Consider the following 15,720-nt stretch of genomic DNA (forward strand, 5'->3'; position numbering starts at 1 on the left):
TGGTTGCGCCCGTTGCTCTACTGGGCCGCGGGCGCATGCAGTACCTGCTCTCTTCGCACCATAAAGGTGTGGATCGAGAACACCACTGCATCTGTTTTCGGCAAACGCAAAATGCATTGCTTTTCGGAGCGCAGGTACGCTCCGTCTTTAGCGGGCACAGGGTCTCGTGGCGCATCTTCCGGGCGCGGTGTAAACAGCGATGAATCGTCGTACCAAAGCGCGTTCTTGCGCCACAACGGCCGCCCCGCCCGCACGCCATCAAACAGCCGTTGAACACGTTTGGCGATGTTGTCGTCGTACTCCGCAACGGGCACATGAATACCGATCAGCGGACGCATGAATTTCTCGGACAAGGTCCAACTGGCTGGAAAGCATAGCACTGCACCGGTCAGAACATGTTCATCACCGACTTTCTGCATCAGGCAAATGTCTTCCTGAATGATCTGTCCAAGTGTCCGCAGCGGCTGCGCGCGATCAATTGCAACAACACGACCATCCGGACAGCGCACCTCTTGCGGCCCGACATCGAAATCAGCCCGTCCTGACAGTTGCTCCAGCGCCAAGGCCAGCACTTCCTGCGCCGCTGGCAACGCCTCTTCCGACAAAGCAGAAACCAGATCAGGTTTTTCCGACAATAGACTGATTCGCAACGACATTTGCACGTCGTAGGCGCCATCAACGATCAACCAATCTTCGAGGTTTAAGGGCGCAATGCCCGGCAGAGGGCGCTCGGCCAAAGCGTCATATGGAATGGAAGTCTGCAAAATTTCTGTCATGACAACAGGGGTAGCGCAGCCAAACCGTCCTGACATTAACAAATTCATGTGCCGCTGCGTTCCGCAGTTCTCTCATCAAGTCACCTTGCTGTGAGATTGTGTAGCAGTGGCTTTGCTCCCCCGCATTTCCAGCCCACATTGAAACAGCCACGACACAGGAGCGCATCATGCCGACCGAACGCATCACATTTCCCGGGCACGCCGGAGACTCATTGGCCGCGCGATTGGACATGCCGGAAGGCCCACATCTGGCAACGGCCATTTTTGCGCATTGCTTTACCTGCTCCAAGGACATTCCCGCCGCTCGGCGTATCGCCGCGCGCCTCTCCAGCATGGGCATCGCCGTGTTGCGGTTTGACTTCACCGGACTGGGGCATTCCGAAGGCGAGTTTGCCAATACACACTTCTCCAGCAACGTCGCCGACCTGATCGCAGCTGCGGACTACCTCGCAGACCGCGAGATGGCTCCGGATTTACTAATTGGGCACAGCTTGGGCGGCGCAGCCGTGTTACGTGCGGCCACGCAAATTGGCACCGCAAGAGCGGTTGTTACATTGGGCGCGCCGTCTGACCCTGCCCACGTCGCGCATCAGTTTCACGCGCATACCGATCAGATCACGTCCGACGGTCAAGCCACGGTGTCTCTGGGTGGTCGGCCGTTTGAAATCAGGAAAGCCTTTCTGGATGACATCTCCAACCAGAACCTCAATAAATGCATTGCCAGCTTGAACAAGGCGCTGCTTGTCCTGCACGCCCCCCGAGATGCCACGGTCAGCATCAACAATGCGGCGCAAATTTTTGAGGCCGCCAAACACCCCAAAAGCTTTGTCACTCTGGACGACGCCGATCATTTGATCACCAATCCCAATGATGCTGAGTACGCCGCAGACGTGATTGCTTCCTGGGTGGGTCGGTACTTGGAGTTGACCCCACCTGCCCCACCACCTGGGGCACCAGAGGGTGTTATTCGCGTCTCCGAAGCCAATCCAGCGGGCTTTCTACAAGATGTAAATGCAGGGCCTTTCCATCACACGCTGGCGGATGAACCGCTGGCCTATGGTGGCAGCAATCGCGGCATGACACCGTATGGGTTCCTCGCGGCGGGTCTCGGGGCTTGCACGTCGATGACCATTCGCATGTATGCGCGGCGCAAAAAATGGCCCTTGGATCATGTTTGGGTGGATGTGTGTCACGATAAAGTCCACGCGGCAGATGCCGAAGCCCCTGCCGGCCAGAAGGTGGATCAGTTTCGTCGCAAAATTCACTTGGAGGGCGCGCTCACCCAAGAGCAGCGCACCCGGTTGTTGGAAATTGCTGACCGCTGCCCTGTGCATCGCACCTTGGAGCAATCCAGCGAAGTGGTCACGCTCCTAGCGTGACCTGTCCTCTCACCGTCGCGGCGACGGACGTGGCGCGGGCCGAGGTGTCGGGCGCGGCGCTGGCGTTGGACGCGTGACCGGTGGACGCGGTGCAATCGGGTGTACTGGCCGTTCTGGCGGCCGTTCGATGGGATGTTCCGGACGTGGAGGACGCTCCGGGCGTGGTGGATATGGACGATAGTAATAGTCGTTCCACATCATCGAGTCGTAATAGGCAGAAGAGCTACCTCCGCCGGTGTTCTCGCAGGCACTCAACAACGTCACACCGGTTGCCAAAGCGGCGAGAAGTTTCAATGGTCTCTGAAAAGACATCCTAATCCAGCCTCCTTAGCGTGCTTTGATCGAGTTCAGTATGGCGTTCACGTCGGTCAAGGCACTTTGATCAAAGCCCTGAGACATGATGGTAAGAGCTACCACCACCCGACCATTTTTGATGTCGAGCATGGTCACGTTGAACGAAACTGGTCGACCATCACGCCGACCAGTTCCGGTGATCACCGTAGCCGGGTAGTTGCCAACGCGGCGATCTTCGGCACTCAAAATCTCGGTGGTTTTGGCCAATTGACCACTCAGATCGCGGGCATATTCCTTGGCATCTTCCAGAGAACGGAACCGGGGCGGCGAAATCAGCCCGACCCAAACCCCGTGGTCGCTTTCCGGTTCCAAACCAAACACGCGTTCCACGGCGCGGATATCTTCACCCTCGTCGGGAGACAACTCCCGCGGGCCACCCACGCGCATCTTCCAAAAGTCAGGCACATCCACCTGAAACACACCGCGGGTCTGATCGCTATATACCACCTGCGTGTCCGCTTGCGCCAACATGGGCGCGACACTGAGCGCTGCACTTAAGAGCAGGCTGCCTAGCCTCAACGTCTTTTGCATAAATGCCTCCTGTAAAAAATTCAGGCAATAGGACACTCAATCTAAACGATTGTATAGCAGTTTCTGAGGGAAAACGCCGCATTGCAGCGTGAAAACCTTGCTGTTTTGGGTTGCACCGTCTAAACGGGCCGCGACCCCAATATCTAACAATGCAAGGCTGAGATTATGATCCCGCGCTATGCCCGCCCCGATATGGTTGCCGTTTGGTCGCCTGAAACCAAATTCAAAATCTGGTACGAGATCGAGGCGCACGCCTGTGACGCACAGGCCAAGCTGGGTGTGATCCCGCAGGAAAACGCAGACGCGGTTTGGAAAGCCAAAGACGTTGAGTTTGACGTGGCACGTATTGACGAGATCGAGGCCGTGACCAAACACGACGTGATCGCCTTTTTGACCCACTTGGCTGAGCATGTCGGTTCTGAGGAAGCGCGTTTTGTACACCAAGGCATGACCTCTTCCGATGTACTTGACACCTGCTTTAACGTGCAACTTGTGCGCGCCTCTGACATCCTGTTGGCTGGCATGGACCGCGTACTGGCAGCGTTGAAAACACGCGCGCTTGAGCACAAAGACACACTGCGGGTGGGCCGTTCCCACGGCATCCACGCCGAACCCACCACCATGGGCCTGACATTTGCGCGTTTCTACGCCGAAATGGACCGCAACAGAACACGCCTCCAACAAGCCCGTGAAGAGATCGCCACAGGTGCGATTTCTGGCGCGGTGGGTACATTTGCCAACATCGACCCTGCGGTGGAAGAGCATGTATGTGAGCAGCTTGGCCTGACACCGGAGCCAATCTCCACTCAAGTGATCCCGCGTGACCGCCACGCGATGTTCTTCGCCGTGTTGGGTGTGATCGCATCTTCGATCGAAAATGTGGCCATCGAAATCCGCCACATGCAGCGCACCGAAGTGTTGGAAGGCGCAGAGTTTTTCTCGATGGGCCAAAAAGGCTCCTCGGCGATGCCGCACAAGAAGAACCCTGTTCTGACGGAGAACCTGACAGGTTTGGCCCGTCTGGTGCGCATGACCGTGATCCCAGCCATGGAAAACGTCGCCCTGTGGCACGAGCGCGATATCTCGCACTCTTCTGTTGAGCGCGGCATTGGCCCAGACGCCACTGTGACGCTCGACTTCGCGCTGCACCGTCTGGCAGGCGTGGTTGAGAAAATGCTGATCTTCCCTGAGAACATGCTCGACAACATGAACAAGTTCCCGGGCCTTGTGATGTCGCAGCGTGTGCTGCTGTCTCTGACCCAAGCTGGCGTATCCCGTGAAGATGCCTATGCGATGGTGCAGCGCAATGCGCTGAAAGTTTGGGAAGAGCGCGTAGACTTCCAAGAACAGCTTCTCGCAGATGAAGACGTTGTTGCTGCTCTTGGTGTTGACGGTATCAACGAAAAGTTTGACATGGGCTACCACACCAAACATGTCGACACGATCTTTGCACGTGTTTTCAAAGACTAAAACAGTGATATAGATCCACCAGAAGGCGCATTCACCCAGGTGCGCCTTTTTTGTTTCCGGATTCTGACGGCTCCGTGATTTTTGCATCCGAACGTGCCGTGATACCGTATCCGCAAAGAGTTTTCTTTTGAGTGGAGTTTCTCATGACTTTGACACGCGGACTGATTTCAATTGCGTTGGCAACAACACTTGCCAGCCCTCTCTGGGCCGCAGGCAGCGGTTCATCGGAGCCCAAACCTAAAACCGTGACCTGCACCAAGGGCAATGTCTTTAGCGAAAGCAAAGGTAAGTGTGTGCCGCAGCAAGACAGCTCTTTGACGGATGAGGATCGGATCGAAGAGTTGCGCGCGCTGGCCTATGCAGGACGCACATCCGAAGCACAGGCGCTGTTGGCCTCCCTGTCTGACCAAACCTCAGATCAGGCTTTGACCTATTGGGGCTTTACACACCGCAAGCTTGGCAACGTGGATGCCGGTTTAATTTTTTACGACAAAGCGTTGAAACAGAACCCAAATAACCTTCTTGCGCGTTCCTATTTGGGGCAAGCGCATGTAGAAACAGGGCGCTTGGATTTGGCACGTGGGCAGCTCCAGGAAATCCGGGATCGCGGCGGCGACGGCGGATGGCCGGAAGTGGCGCTGTCCGAGGCCATTCGCACCGGCACTACTTTCAATTATTAACCATCTTATTCAGGGTTTCTTTAGGCTTGAGTGATTGATTGGCGCATAAGACAAATGGAGACCTTAATGGACAATGCGATTCCTTTGGCGCCTTTAGGCGGCATAGATGACATGCCTGTATTGAGCGGCATGCGCAAAACCAATCTCTCCCGCCCGCAGAAAGCGGCTATCATTGTACGCTTTCTGCTCAATGAAGGGGCGGAGCTAGCACTTGCGGAACTGTCTGATAACCATCAGGCAGACCTCACCTATATGATGGGAGATATGGGGTATATCGACCGTGAGACACTTGGCGATGTGCTCATGGAGTTTGCGCAAGAACTTGAGTCGATTGGACTTTCTTTCCCCAATGGCATTTCCGGCGCGCTTAGCGTGTTGCAAGGGCAGATCAGTCCAATGACCGAAGCACGTCTGCGTAAAGAAGCTGGTGTGCGCATGATCGGCAACCCTTGGTCCCGTATCAAGGAGCTGTCGACACAAGAGCTGATCGAGATGGTTGATGGCGAGAGCATCGAAGTCTCCGCCGTCCTGATCTCCAAACTGCCGGTGGACAAAGCCGCCGAGGTTTTGGCCAAGCTGCCAGGCGACAAGGCCCGCCGCATCACCTTTGCCATGTCCATGACCGAAAGCATCACACCTGAGGCGGTGGATCGTATTGGCCTAACACTGGCCTGCCAAATCGAAGACCGTCCACCAAAAGCCTTCAAGACCGGTCCGGAAGATCGATTGGGTGCGATCCTCAACAGCGCATCCACCGCAACCCGAGACGAAGTGCTTGGCTCTTTGGACGAAAAAGACGCCGAGTTTGCCGATGCTGTGCGCCGCCGCATTTTCACCTACGCGCATATCGCAACCCGCGTGAAACCGCTGGATGTGCCAAAGCTGACCAAAGACATCGACGAAGGCGCGCTTGTCACCGCTATGGCCTACGCCACCGAAGGCGACTTTGGCATGTCGACCGAGTTTATCCTGTCCAACATGTCCGGCCGTATGGCGGATCAGCTGCGCGAGGCTGTGACCGACCGTGGTAAAGTAAAGACCAAAGAAGCGGAAGCCGCCATGTCCGAAGTTACCAAAGCGGTGCGGGAACTGGTGGAACTTGGCGAGATCGAGCTTGTCTCCGAAGATGACGACGAAGACGAATAGCTCCCGACTACAGTTACTTAATACGCGCGGCGGTCTCGATGGGGCCGCCGTTCTTTTGTTGGATCAAGACCACAATAGGCGCATCACCTTTGACGCGTACGTTGGTTGAGAGATCGCCGCGCCCGTTCCAATCTTTCACCGTCTCCCACTCGGAAACGATGTTGGCATAAGTGAGCACACGGCCAGCATTTTCGCCGCGCTTGATCGAGACTTTCTCAGCTTGCTTATAACGGATCACGTGAACCTGCATAGGTTTAGGCTGCGCCGTCGTCGCGTTGATCCGCAGCTGGTTGCCGTCTCGTGTGATGGCAAGCTCAACCGACCCCGCGGTTTTCTTGTGAGCTTTGATAAAGCCTTCAACCTTGCCCGGATGGGCGCCAACCACATGATCACTACCGTTCACAATCATCTGAGGTGTGTATACAGAGCGATGCCCGGCGGCACGGGCATAACTGTGCTGTCGCTGCGTGTAGGCTGGATCGGCATGGATATCCTTCCAGCCAATATAGTCCCAATAATCCACATGGAATGCCAAAGCGATCACGTCGTCCCGCCCGGCCAATTCCTTGTGAAAGTAATCATCTGCAGGCGGACAGCTGGAACAGCCTTGAGACGTGTAAAGCTCCACCACCACAGGGGCTGTGTCTGCAGCCAGAGGTGATGCCAGGCTAAGCCACAGCGCAGCAATTGCGCCCGTTATACGGATGCCCATCTGTCCGATCATTCTTTGGTCCATTCCATTGAGTGTGTTCCCGCGACCGTTGTATTCGGATAGGATGTGACATGCCAATCAAGGTTTCGCGAGAAAGAGTGAGCGTCACTTCGCGATCACTGGGTTGGACAAAAGTGGCCAATTGCACTTGTGTCCCATTGCCCCTATGGACGGACCAACACTCACAAAAAGGTCTGCCACATATGTCTGACACCAAACGCATCGTGCTTTCTAGCGACCACGCCGCCATCGACCTGCGCCAAGCGGTTGCCACCCATGTGGCTGCCAAAGGTTATGAGGTGGTCGACATCGGCCCCACCACGACCGAGAGCACCCACTACCCGCTGCACGGCAAGGCCGCTGCCGAACGTGTGGCGTCCGGCGAAAGCGATTTAGGCATCATCTTGTGCGGCACCGGCCAGGGCATCATGATGGCGGCCAACAAAGTGCCCGGCATCCGCTGTGGCGTGTGTTCCGACACGTTTTCCGCTGCGATGATCCGCGCCCACAACAACGCCAACATGCTGTCAATTGGCGCCCGCGTGGTGGGAGAAGGTGTCGCGCTGGAGATTGTGGATGCCTATCTGGACGCAGAGTTCGAAGGTGGCCGTCACGGCACCCGCGTGGACATGATCGAAGGTTAAACCCCTTCCAGATAAAATGAAAAAGGCCTCGGTGAATTCCAAAACCGAGGCCTTTATTGTTTCTGTGGTTTGGTCGCGTTAGTAGAGCGCTTCCAGCGCAGGGCGAATACGGCCTTCCACTTCTCGCTCGGTCACCGGCCCCGCAATGCGCAAAAGAATGTTGCCTTCGCCATCCACCAGGTAGGTTTCCGGCACGCCATAGACACCCCAGTTCAGCGCCATACGGCCCGTGGTGTCGGCCCCGCCGGCAGTATAGGGATCACCCAGTTCCTCTAGGAAACTCAAAGCATTGCCCGGAGAATCTTTGTAATTCACTCCAAGGATGGTCAGACCTTCGGCCTTTAGACCCATCAGATTGGGATGCTCTACACGGCAGGGTCCACACCAACTGGCCCAGAAGTTCACCAGCGTTGGTCTGCCAGTACGCAAGGCCGCCGCATTCCACATGTCTTTGTCACCCAACATGGTGATCTGCACGTCAGGCGCTTGTTCGCCCACAAGTGCGCTTGGCAGCTCATTGGGGTTTTCGCGCTGCATTCCCAACAGGAACATCGCCGCCAATCCTGCAAACAACAGCGGCGGCAGAAACATCAGGGGCGAGATTTTCTTTTTTGCTGGTGTATCGCTCATTTGCGGCGCCCTTCAACATCGTCCAGGTCCGCGCGCGCTTTGCGCGCAGCCCGAAGGCTCCACCAGATCAAACCACCAATCAGCAACAGAGACACCGCGTAAGACGACAGCACTGTGTCGGCGTATTTTCCCAGATCAGGCATCATGCCAAACGCTCCCGTGCCAGCAACGCGCGGGTGCGCCGCTTGTGAATTTCAGTGCGAGTGCGCAACAGCACCAACGCGACAAAAAACAAAACAAAGCCAATGATGCACATCATCAGCGGATAGAAGAACACGTTAGAGACTTTCTCCTCAGTGTCGGAGCCGGTCACGGCCCCTGCCCGCATGATCGAAGCACCCTGATGCAACCCCTGGTTCCAAAAGTTCACCGCATAGCGGCTTAACATGGCAAAGACGGATCCAACAATACAGAGCACGGCCGTCAAATCGGCGGCGGTGTCCGGGTTATCAATCGCTTCCCAAAGCGCGATGTAGCCGAGGTAGAACAGGAACAGGATCAGGAAGGACGTCAGACGCGGATCCCAAGCCCACCAAGTGCCCCACATTGGCTGGCCCCAGACCGCACCGGTCCAGAGTGCGATCAGGGTCATGACCACGCCCACTGGTGCCGCGGCTTTAGCTGCAAGCGCGCTCACATGATGGCGACGCACAAGCCAGATCAGCGAGGTAACCAGCATCATGAACCAGATGTTGATCGCCATCAGCGCTGACGGCACGTGCAGATAGATGATTTTTACAGTGGAACCTTGGCGATAGTCATCCGGCGTGAAGAAAAAACCCCAAACCAATCCCACAATCGTTGCGATTGCGGCTAAAACGGCTACCGGCATCAGAAACCGTGACACGGTTTGGCTGAACTTTACCGGATTGGCATATTCCCAGATCGATCCCATGAGGGTGTCCTATCTTGTCGTCGTTCGTTGTGCACTTCACTTCCATGAGAGCAGCACAGGTGCCTTGATATGGATTAAGTAAGCCGCACGCTAGCGCAGATTCATTCGCAACACCAAGGCACTTGCAAAAGGCAAAAGCGCGATCACGCCAAAGGTAATCCCCGCCAGCATCAACAGGGGTGTGGTGATGTCCTGACCTTCCGCACCGCGCCGTGCCAGCTCAGCACCAAAGATTAGCGTCGGGACGTAAAGTGGCAAAATCAAAAGAGAAAGCAGCAACCCACCGCGCTTGATCCCAACCGTCAAAGCGGCGCCAAAGGTGCCAATCACGCTGAGTGCAGGCGTACCAAGCGCCAGCGATGTCACCAACCAGACAAAGCCCTGTGGCGGCAGGTTGAGCAGCACGCCAAAGACTGGGGCTGCGACCACAAGCGGCACCCCTGTTGTGAGCCAATGGGCCAGTGCTTTGACAGAGACCACTCCTTCCAGGGGCAGCGGCGATGTGGCGACCAGATCAAGCGTGCCGTCTTCCCAGTCCAGCGCCAGAATACGGTCCAGCGATAGCAGGCAAGCCAACAGCGCGCCAAGCCACAGAACACCGGGCGCAATCTTGGTCAGAAGACCGCTTTCCGGGCCTACTGAAAACGGCACAAGTATCACAACAATCAGGAAAAATGCGATGCCGAGGCCAAAGCCGCCGCCAGCCCGGAAGGCCAGTTTTAAGTCGCGAAAAAGCAGTGCCTTCATAGGAACGCCTCATCGTAGCCGCTGACCGGCGCGTCGCCCTGTTTGGCGCGATACGGACCCACGTCCAGCACGGTCACGTCCAAACCAAGATCAATGTGGGTCGCAAGCAAGGCGCTGCCACCCTCTGCCAGGTGGGCGCGCACGGCATCAGCAAAAAGCTGCACAGACGCGGTGTCCAGCGAGACTGTTGGCTCATCCAGAACCCAAATCGGTCGACCGGTCACCAGCAAGCGCGCAAGGCCAAGACGGCGCTTTTGACCAGCCGATAAGCTGCCCGCCAAGCGGCTTCGTAACTCAACAAGATCAAAGGCTTGAATGGCTTTTTCGATATCTGACTGACCAAAGACATCCGCCCAAAACCGCAGGTTCTCTTCGACGCTAAGCATGGTTTTTAGGCCATCGCTGTGCGCGGCGTAAGCCACCGCTTCCTCCGGCGCCTCAACCTGCCCTTTGAACGGCGGTTGCAGGCCAGCAACTGTGCGCAACAGCGTAGTTTTGCCAACGCCATTTGGGCCTTTTACGATCAACGCCTGTCCAGGGATGATCTCAAAGTTAAGCCCTTCCAAAACTGCCACACCGCCGCGGGCCACGCTGACATCTTTGACACGTAAAATCATGTTGTGAGGCTTACCCCATCCCCTTGGCTGGCAAAAGGATTAACCTTTTGAACCCGCTAAATTTCGACGTCGGTATCACGTCTGTAATGTGGCTGTATCGCGGAGGTGGGGATGTGCACCTTAACCTAAATCAAACAAGATGAAGGCACCGCGCGTTGAGCAACACTTTTACGTTAGCTTTCTTCCGGCACCGGCAACATCACTGCAGCCACCCGGCGACCTTCGCTCACCAACACGTTGTAGGTGCGGCACGCCGTGGGCGAGGCCATCGGTTCGACACCTATGCCCGCCGCTTCCAACTCCTGTCGGAACGCAGATTGCACCGGCGTCATTTGTGCACCGGTGCCCATCAGGATGAAGTCAATTTCGTCCTTGAGGGCCAGCACAGCCTCCACATCCTCATATCCGGTCCAGCTGCGCGCCCCTTTGGCGTGGATGATCGCCGCCCCTTTGATGACGTCTCCGCCAATGCGGAAAAAGCCCGGACCGTAGCTGTCGATCGGAATCGCGTCGGCATAGGTTACTTCGGTCATCTGCATGGCACGTCCTCCGGCTGTCACGGCATCACAATGGATACCCTAAAAAGACTTCGGGCGCCCCTTTTGTGGGACGCCCGAAAATTTGGATTAAGCGTCGATGTCGGCAAACTTGTTGCCAGCAGTGTTGGCCTGTTTGGACCAGTCGCGTTTTACGCCAAATTTCAAGAGCGCTGCCGAAGCGATAAAGACCGAGGAGTACGTCCCGACAATCACGCCCCAGATCATCGCAAAGACAAAGCCACGGATCACGTCGCCGCCCAGCACAAACAGCGAGATCAGTGCCAACAAAGTGGTGGCAGAGGTCATCACAGTTCGGCTCAGCGTTTCGTTGATCGAGAGGTTCAGTACCTCCTTCAGGTCCATCTTTTTATACTTGCGCAGGTTTTCGCGAACGCGGTCAAACACAACCACGGTATCGTTGAGCGAGTAACCCACGATGGTCAGCAGCGCCGCGATGATGGCCAGGTCAAATTTGATCTGCAATTCCGAGAAGACACCAATGGTCAGCACCACGTCGTGCACAAGCGCCATCACAGCGCCCACAGCAAACTGCCATTCAAAGCGCAGCCAAATGTAGACAAGAACGGCACCAATCGCCAACAGAACCGCAATCACCGCAGTGTTGATCAACTCGCCGGACACCTTTGGACCAACCGACTCGACCGACACAAAGGTGATATCCGGTGCCACGGTCTGCAGCTGTACCTCCACTTTCTTGATCATGTCTGCGGTCACCGCTTCTTCACCCTCTTGGGCTTGGATGCGGATCATGGTGACGTGCTGATCTTCCTCAAAAGTCACATCAAACACCTCGGTGATGGAGATGTCCCCCAGCTCCAACGGTTCAATGGCTTGGCGGTAATCTGCGATCACCACCTCCTGCGCACTTTCGGTACGAATGGTTGTGCCACCCCGGAAGTCGATGCCGAAGTTCAGGCCCTGAATGAAGAAGCTCACCAAAGCCGCCACCATCAGCGCGCCGGAGATGCCGAGCCACAGCGTTGGGCGGGAGAAGAAATCCCATTTGGTCTCTTGTGGAACAAGTCTCAAACGCATGGCTTATACCTCGATTGTCTTGGGACGGCGGCGTTCAAACCACATCACGATCAGCACACGCGTCACAAAGATCGCGGTGAAGACCGAGGTGATGATGCCGAGGCCGAGAGTGATGGCAAAGCCGCGCACCGGGCCGGAGCCCACGGCAAAGAGGATCACAGCGGTGATGAAGGTGGTGATGTTGGCATCAAGGATCGCAGAGAGTGCTTTCTCGTAGCCAAGCTCAATGGCACGGGCAGGCCCTTTGGCGGATTTGAGTTCTTCACGAATACGCTCAAACACCAGCACGTTGGCATCCACCGCCATACCGATGGTCAGAACGATCCCGGCAATGCCTGGCAGGGTCAGCGTCGCACCAATGAGTGAGAGCAAACCAAAGATCAGACCTACGTTGATGATCAAGGCGATATTAGCAAAGACACCAAACGTGCCGTAGCTCAGGAACATGAAGATCAGCACGCCGACAAAGGCCACGATACAGGCAATGCGGCCCGCTTCGATGCTGTCTTGGCCCAATTCCGGACCAATGGTGCGTTCCTCAAGGAAGGTCAGCTCCGCAGGCAGAGCCCCTGCCCGCAGAAGCACGGCCAGGTTGGTGCTTTCCTCCACAGAGAAACGCCCGGTGATGATGCCGGATCCCCCAGGGATGTGGCTTTGGATCACAGGAGCGGAAATCACTTCATCATCCAGCACAATGGCAAACGGGCTGCCGATGTTTTCCGCAGTGTAGTCGCCAAACTTGCGCGCGCCGGTTGGGTTGAACCGGAAAGACACCGCTGGACGGTTGTTTTGGTCAAAACTTGGCTGCGCGTCGACCAGCTCTTCGCCGGTTACGACAGGGGCCGCTTCAACGATGTAATAGACACCTTCCTCATCAAGCGACGGCAGCACTTTGTTGCCAACGCCTGCGGAGGCATCAGGATCAGAGGCGCGGCCAACAACCGGATTAAAGGTCAGCTGGGCGGTGGTGCCGATGATCTCTTTCAGCTCAGAGGCAGAGCCAATACCCGGCACCTGAATGAGAATGCGATCTGCCCCTTGGCGCTGAATGGTCGGCTCGCGGGTGCCCACTTCGTCAATCCGGCGACGGATGATTTCCAGCGCCTGCTGTACAGTGCGTTGATCGGAGGCGAGTTTCTCTGCATCTGACAGTTCAACAATGATGGTGTCGCCATCAGTGCGCACCACAATGTCGCTGGCCCCCGCCCCAGTGATCGAGGTCACTGGACGTGACAAACCACGCACAAGGCTCGCGGCCTCCTGAATGGCTTCGGGCTTGGAGATTTTGAAGCGCAGCTCGGTGTCTGGACCCGGCTGCTGGCGGATGGTACCAACTGTGGCCCGTTCGCCGCGTAGCAGATCACGCACCTCCGGCCACATCGATGTCATGCGCGCGGCATAAACATCTTCGACCTTCACTTCGGCCAGAAGATGCGCACCACCGCGCAGGTCAAGACCAAGGTTCACCAGGCGTGACGGCAGGAAGGATGGCCATCCGGCAATCAGCGCCTCAGTGTTTTCATTCACAATGCCAACCGCTTGGTCAGCAACAGCATCATTATGGGCCTCAACCCTCGGATAAAACGCGTTTGGCATGGCCAGAAGCAGGCCCACCACGCAGGTGAGCCAGATCAGGACCCGTTTCCAAAGGTCAATTTGCAGCATGTTAGATGCCCTGTTGGTCTTGTTGTTGGGTTTACTCGGCTTTGGCCGGTTCGGTCTTGGACGTCACGTTGGCGATGGTGGATTTCACCACGCGCACTTTCACGCCTTCGGCCAATTCAACTTCAACTTCATTGTCGTCTTTGACCTTGCTCACCTTACCAATCAGACCACCCTGGGTCACAACCTGGTCACCGCGACGCACAGCCGCCACCATGGCTTGGTGTTCTTTTACTTTTTTCTGCTGCGGACGGATCAGCAGGAAATACATGATCGCAAAGATCAGAATGAGCGGCAGAAACTGGCCGATTTGGTCCATGGTGTCAGGTCCTCTGTAAGTGCGGGATTGCCCCGTAAAAGTCGCAGGGAACCTATGGGGCTTGGGCGGCACTTGCAAGGTGTCAAAGGCCTTGACGGAGCGCCTAGTTCCCTTAAGAGCCTGTAAGACGCGCAGTTCTTGTCGGGTGGTTACGATTAACCAAGATTTCCGGCATAAGCAGAGACGTGAAACGACTCATCTTAAGCATGAAGGATAAGAGAGATGCATGACATTAAAGCGATCCGCGAAAACCCGGCCGCTTTTGACGCCGCCCTGACCCGCCGTGGGGATGAGGCCATGTCATCCTCCCTGTTGGCTTTGGATGAGGAGCGCCGTGCAAAAATTGGCGCAGCTGAAGCTGCGCAGGCAGCCCAAAAAGCGGCGGCCAAAGAGGTTGGCGCCGCCAAAGCCAAAGGTGACGACGCTGAGTTTGAACGGCTGCGCGCATTGGTCGGCGAGAAAAAATCCGAAGTGGCCGCGATGCAGAACGAGGCCAAAGAGATTGACGCCAAGCTGACGGATGCGCTGGCGCGGATTGCCAACCTACCGGCTGAAGATGTGCCAAACGGTGCAGATGAGGACGACAACGTCGAGATCAAACAGTGGGGCACGCCCAAAACCTTTGATTTCAAACCGGTTGAGCACTTCGAGATTGGTGGTGTGGCCGCGAGCATGGACTTTGAAACCGCGGCCAAAATCTCCGGTGCACGGTTTGTGATGCTCAAAGGCGCTGTGGCCCGTATTCACCGTGCCTTGGCGCAGTTCATGATCGATGTGCATGTCGACGAAAATGGGCTGACCGAGGTCAACACACCGGTTCTGGTACGCGATGAGGCGATGTATGGCACCGATAAGTTGCCAAAATTTGCTGAAGACAGCTATCAGACCACCAATGGCTGGTGGTTGATTTCGACCTCTGAAATCCCGCTCACCTATTCCGTGGCCACCGACATTCTGGACGAAAGCGCCCTGCCGATCCGCATGACCGCGCATTCGCTGTGTTTCCGCAGCGAGGCGGGCAGCGCCGGCAAAGACACCTCCGGCATGTTGCGTCAGCACCAGTTTGAAAAGGTGGAAATGGTCTCCATCACCCATCCGGACGAGTCTGACAATGAGCAGAAGCGCATGCTGGGCTGCGCCGAGGGCATTCTGGAAAAGCTGGGCATTCCGTACCGCACCGTGGTGCTGTGTACAGGTGACATGGGCTTTGGCGCGCGCCGCACCTATGACATCGAGGCGTGGATCCCAGGCCAGGACACTTACCGTGAGATCAGCTCTGTCTCCACGACCGGCGATTTCCAGGCGCGTCGCATGAACGCGCGCTTCCGTCCAGCAGATGGCGGTAAGCCAGAGTATGTGCACACGCTGAACGGCTCCGGCCTTGCCGTCGGCCGCTGTCTGATTGCGGTTCTGGAAAACGGCCAGCAGGCGGATGGCTCGGTTGTATTGCCAGAGGCGCTGGTGCCGTATCTTGGCGGCAAATCCACGCTGACCGCAGACGGCAAACTGGCCTAAGTCAGGGCCAACACCAAAAAGTCAAAGCGCGGCCTGAAGGAGCCGCGC

The 15,720-nt window shown here is 56.5% G+C and carries 19 protein-coding genes; 6 read left to right on the forward strand and 13 right to left on the reverse strand.

Features of this window, described 5'->3' with window-relative positions; translation table 11 throughout:
* Positions 1–17 precede the first annotated feature (17 nt).
* Positions 18–764 carry a heme-dependent oxidative N-demethylase family protein gene (locus JXR15_RS12875; RefSeq protein WP_422053603.1) on the reverse strand — a complete coding sequence of 249 codons (747 nt, stop codon included), beginning with the start codon at positions 762–764 and terminating at the stop codon, positions 18–20.
* 179 nt (positions 765–943) lie between these two features.
* Between JXR15_RS12875 and JXR15_RS12880 the strand changes: the two genes are divergently transcribed.
* Entirely contained in the window at positions 944–2,155 is a 1,212-nt protein-coding gene (locus JXR15_RS12880) for an alpha/beta fold hydrolase (protein WP_422053604.1), read from the forward strand.
* A gap of 9 nt (positions 2,156–2,164) precedes the next feature.
* Here JXR15_RS12880 and JXR15_RS12885 read toward each other — a convergent pair whose 3' ends face one another.
* On the reverse strand, positions 2,165–2,467 hold the full coding sequence (locus JXR15_RS12885; RefSeq protein WP_422053605.1) for a hypothetical protein: 303 nt from the start codon (positions 2,465–2,467) through the stop codon (positions 2,165–2,167).
* Between the two features lie 15 nt (positions 2,468–2,482).
* Positions 2,483–3,040 (reverse strand): hypothetical protein, encoded by a 558-nt coding sequence (locus tag JXR15_RS12890; protein ID WP_422053606.1) that lies wholly within the window; start codon positions 3,038–3,040, stop codon positions 2,483–2,485.
* Positions 3,041–3,205: 165 nt separating this feature from the next.
* Between JXR15_RS12890 and purB the strand changes: the two genes are divergently transcribed.
* From purB to JXR15_RS12905, 3 genes are all read left to right on the forward strand, one after another.
* Positions 3,206–4,510 carry an adenylosuccinate lyase gene (gene purB, locus JXR15_RS12895; protein WP_422053607.1) on the forward strand — a complete coding sequence of 435 codons (1,305 nt, stop codon included), beginning with the start codon at positions 3,206–3,208 and terminating at the stop codon, positions 4,508–4,510.
* Between the two features lie 143 nt (positions 4,511–4,653).
* A complete protein-coding gene (locus tag JXR15_RS12900) occupies positions 4,654–5,190 on the forward strand; it encodes a tetratricopeptide repeat protein (protein WP_422053608.1) in 537 nt (178 codons plus the stop codon).
* 66 nt (positions 5,191–5,256) lie between these two features.
* Positions 5,257–6,336: a flagellar motor switch protein FliG gene (locus tag JXR15_RS12905; protein WP_422053609.1), complete on the forward strand. Its 1,080-nt coding sequence runs from the start codon at positions 5,257–5,259 to the stop codon at positions 6,334–6,336.
* Positions 6,337–6,349: 13 nt separating this feature from the next.
* Here the strand turns inward: JXR15_RS12905 and JXR15_RS12910 are convergent, their stop codons facing one another.
* The gene (locus tag JXR15_RS12910) at positions 6,350–7,060 is read right to left on the reverse strand and encodes a DUF1223 domain-containing protein (RefSeq protein ID WP_422053610.1); all 711 of its coding nucleotides are present in this window, start codon (positions 7,058–7,060) and stop codon (positions 6,350–6,352) included.
* Positions 7,061–7,251: 191 nt separating this feature from the next.
* Between JXR15_RS12910 and rpiB the strand changes: the two genes are divergently transcribed.
* The gene (gene rpiB, locus JXR15_RS12915) at positions 7,252–7,692 is read left to right on the forward strand and encodes a ribose 5-phosphate isomerase B (RefSeq protein ID WP_422053611.1); all 441 of its coding nucleotides are present in this window, start codon (positions 7,252–7,254) and stop codon (positions 7,690–7,692) included.
* 78 nt (positions 7,693–7,770) lie between these two features.
* On the opposite strand, the gene JXR15_RS12920 is transcribed toward rpiB, so the two are convergent.
* From JXR15_RS12920 to yajC, 9 genes are all read right to left on the reverse strand, one after another.
* Positions 7,771–8,283 carry a DsbE family thiol:disulfide interchange protein gene (locus JXR15_RS12920; RefSeq protein ID WP_422053723.1) on the reverse strand — a complete coding sequence of 171 codons (513 nt, stop codon included), beginning with the start codon at positions 8,281–8,283 and terminating at the stop codon, positions 7,771–7,773.
* Between the two features lie 35 nt (positions 8,284–8,318).
* On the reverse strand, positions 8,319–8,468 hold the full coding sequence (gene ccmD / locus JXR15_RS12925) for a heme exporter protein CcmD (RefSeq protein WP_164646516.1): 150 nt from the start codon (positions 8,466–8,468) through the stop codon (positions 8,319–8,321).
* The gene (locus JXR15_RS12930; RefSeq protein ID WP_422053612.1) at positions 8,465–9,217 is read right to left on the reverse strand and encodes a heme ABC transporter permease; all 753 of its coding nucleotides are present in this window, start codon (positions 9,215–9,217) and stop codon (positions 8,465–8,467) included. Before JXR15_RS12930 ends, ccmD begins: the two co-directional genes overlap by 4 nt.
* A gap of 90 nt (positions 9,218–9,307) precedes the next feature.
* Complete coding sequence (gene ccmB, locus JXR15_RS12935; protein WP_422053613.1) at positions 9,308–9,964, reverse strand: heme exporter protein CcmB; 657 nt, start codon at positions 9,962–9,964, stop codon at positions 9,308–9,310.
* Positions 9,961–10,581, reverse strand: coding sequence for a heme ABC exporter ATP-binding protein CcmA (ccmA, locus tag JXR15_RS12940; RefSeq protein ID WP_422053614.1), 621 nt, complete (start codon positions 10,579–10,581; stop codon positions 9,961–9,963). The genes ccmB and ccmA overlap by 4 nt, the downstream gene beginning before the upstream one ends.
* Positions 10,582–10,754: 173 nt before the next feature.
* Positions 10,755–11,120, reverse strand: coding sequence for an Mth938-like domain-containing protein (locus JXR15_RS12945; RefSeq protein WP_422053615.1), 366 nt, complete (start codon positions 11,118–11,120; stop codon positions 10,755–10,757).
* Positions 11,121–11,207: 87 nt separating this feature from the next.
* Complete coding sequence (gene secF, locus JXR15_RS12950) at positions 11,208–12,176, reverse strand: protein translocase subunit SecF (protein ID WP_422053616.1); 969 nt, start codon at positions 12,174–12,176, stop codon at positions 11,208–11,210.
* 3 nt (positions 12,177–12,179) lie between these two features.
* On the reverse strand, positions 12,180–13,841 hold the full coding sequence (secD, locus tag JXR15_RS12955; protein WP_422053617.1) for a protein translocase subunit SecD: 1,662 nt from the start codon (positions 13,839–13,841) through the stop codon (positions 12,180–12,182).
* Between the two features lie 31 nt (positions 13,842–13,872).
* Complete coding sequence (yajC, locus tag JXR15_RS12960) at positions 13,873–14,157, reverse strand: preprotein translocase subunit YajC (protein ID WP_422053618.1); 285 nt, start codon at positions 14,155–14,157, stop codon at positions 13,873–13,875.
* Positions 14,158–14,379: 222 nt separating this feature from the next.
* Between yajC and serS the strand changes: the two genes are divergently transcribed.
* Positions 14,380–15,672, forward strand: coding sequence for a serine--tRNA ligase (serS, locus tag JXR15_RS12965; RefSeq protein WP_422053619.1), 1,293 nt, complete (start codon positions 14,380–14,382; stop codon positions 15,670–15,672).
* Positions 15,673–15,720: the final 48 nt, after the last annotated feature.

Origin of the sequence: Shimia sp., from assembly GCF_049116215.1 — a bacterium.
In the GTDB taxonomy this organism is placed as follows: domain Bacteria; phylum Pseudomonadota; class Alphaproteobacteria; order Rhodobacterales; family Rhodobacteraceae; genus Shimia.